The following is a 217-nucleotide window of genomic DNA, read 5'->3' on the forward strand; positions in this document are numbered from 1 at the left end:
TACGTCCCCGATTCGTTTCTGCGCCTGGACGCGTTCCAACGGCAGTTCACGATCATCTGCAGCGGTGTCATGCGCTTGCCGGAAGAAGCGCCGCGTGTGGGTTACTACCAAGTCACCGGCGCGTACGAGGTGGGGCATGCGGGTCTGATTGAAGACGCCATTGTGCTCTGTACCTCACGGTTCGAGGAGCTGCATGCGTATCCGAAACTGAGTGCAG

At 59.4% G+C, this 217-nt stretch carries 1 pseudogene; it reads left to right on the forward strand.

Annotation, left to right across the window (positions count from 1 at the left end):
• A pseudogene (locus CWE01_RS33715) lies at positions 1–217 on the forward strand (hypothetical protein); the annotation flags it as partial.

The sequence above is a fragment of the Pseudomonas sp. QS1027 genome (genome assembly GCF_002814235.1).
Classification (GTDB): Bacteria; Pseudomonadota; Gammaproteobacteria; order Pseudomonadales; family Pseudomonadaceae; genus Aquipseudomonas.